The organism is Halorubrum tibetense (assembly GCF_042661865.1).
GTDB lineage: Archaea > Halobacteriota > Halobacteria > Halobacteriales > Haloferacaceae > Halorubrum > Halorubrum tibetense.
In genome coordinates, this window is sequence record NZ_JBHSWW010000433.1 from 1 (window position 1) to 1401 (window position 1401).

The 1401-nt window shown below is 70.6% G+C and carries 2 protein-coding genes; both read left to right on the forward strand.

The genetic code is table 11. From position 1 onward, the window contains the following. A partial coding sequence (locus tag ACFQEU_RS15880) for a diaminopimelate decarboxylase family protein (protein WP_379783743.1) occupies positions 1–628 on the forward strand: 628 nt, incomplete at its 5' end. After that, positions 625–1401 (forward strand): diaminopimelate epimerase (dapF, locus tag ACFQEU_RS15885; protein WP_379783745.1); only part of this gene is annotated, 777 nt, incomplete at its 3' end. The genes ACFQEU_RS15880 and dapF, both read left to right, overlap by 4 nt.

Sequence of the window (1401 nt, forward strand, 5' to 3'; positions counted from 1 at the left end):
CGGCGGCGGGTTCGGCGTCCCGTACCGCGAGGACGACCCACCGCTCGACCTACCCGCCGTCGCGGCCGCGACCCGTGACGCGATCGGAACGCTTCCGACGGGGACCGACCTCGCGATCGAGCCCGGGCGCTACGTCGTCGCCGACGCCGGCGTGTTGCTGACGCGGGTCAACACGGTGAAACCGACGCCCGACGAGACGGTCGTCGGGGTCGACGCCGGAATGACCGACCTCCTTCGGCCGGCGATGTACGACGCGTACCACCCGATCCGGAACCTCGGCGGGGCCAACGACGCCGGCGCACCCGAAACCCGCTCGGCAACCCCTGTCACGGTCGCCGGACCTATCTGTGAGACCGGTGATACCCTGTGTAACGAACGACTGCTCGCGCGGCCGGCACGGGGTGACCTCCTCGCCGTCGGCGTCGCGGGCGCGTACGGGTACGAGATGGCAAGTCAATACAACTCGCGACCACGGCCGGCCGAGGTCGCGCTCGCAGACGGGGACGCGACGCTCGTTCGACGACGGGAACGACTCGCGGACCTCACGACGGTCGAGCGCGAGGCGACGGGGCGAACTGACGCGGTGGGAGGGGAATCGAATACCGAACGAGGGGGGGCGAGCCGATGAGCACGCACGCCGTCCCGATCACGAAGTATCACGGGACCGGGAACGATTTCCTCGTCGTCGACGCCACCCACGGCGTCGGCGACCGCGCGGCGTTCGCACGAACGTACTGCGACCGCGAAACTGGTATCGACCCCGCGACGTATGGCGGCAGCGAGGGTCGACGGGGCGCTGACGGCGTCCTCTTTTTGAGTATCGAGGAGCGATATCGGCCGACTCGGGTCGTGATGACGCTCGTCCAGCCGGACGGTTCCACCGCCGCGATGTGCGGTAACGGTGCCCGCGTCGTCGCCCGGTGGGCGCACGACCGCACCGGCGACAACGAGTTCATGATCGACACGCAGGCCGGCACCCGACGCGCGACCGTGACCGAGGACGGGACGGGCGCGACCATCGAGATGGGGACGCCGTCGTTCGCGCCGCACGACGTGCCGGTCGACCGGGAGGAACCCCTGATCGAGGAGCGCGTCGGGGGACTGACGATCAGCGCCGTGAACACTGGGGTTCCCCACGCGGTGGCGTTCGTGGACGGCGGCCGGAACGCGCCCGGCGGGATCGACGGGGTCGATCTCGCGTCGGTCGCCCCACCGGTCCGTCACGCGGACGTCTTCCCCGAGGGAGCGAACGTGAACCTCGCGGCGATCGTCGACAGCGGTGTCGGCGGACGCGGAACGGATGCGGGCGAAGCGCCGGTTATCGATCAACGGACCTTCGAGCGCGGCGTCGAAGGCGAGACCCGATCGTGTGGGACCGGGGCGGTCGCGATCGCCGCCGTC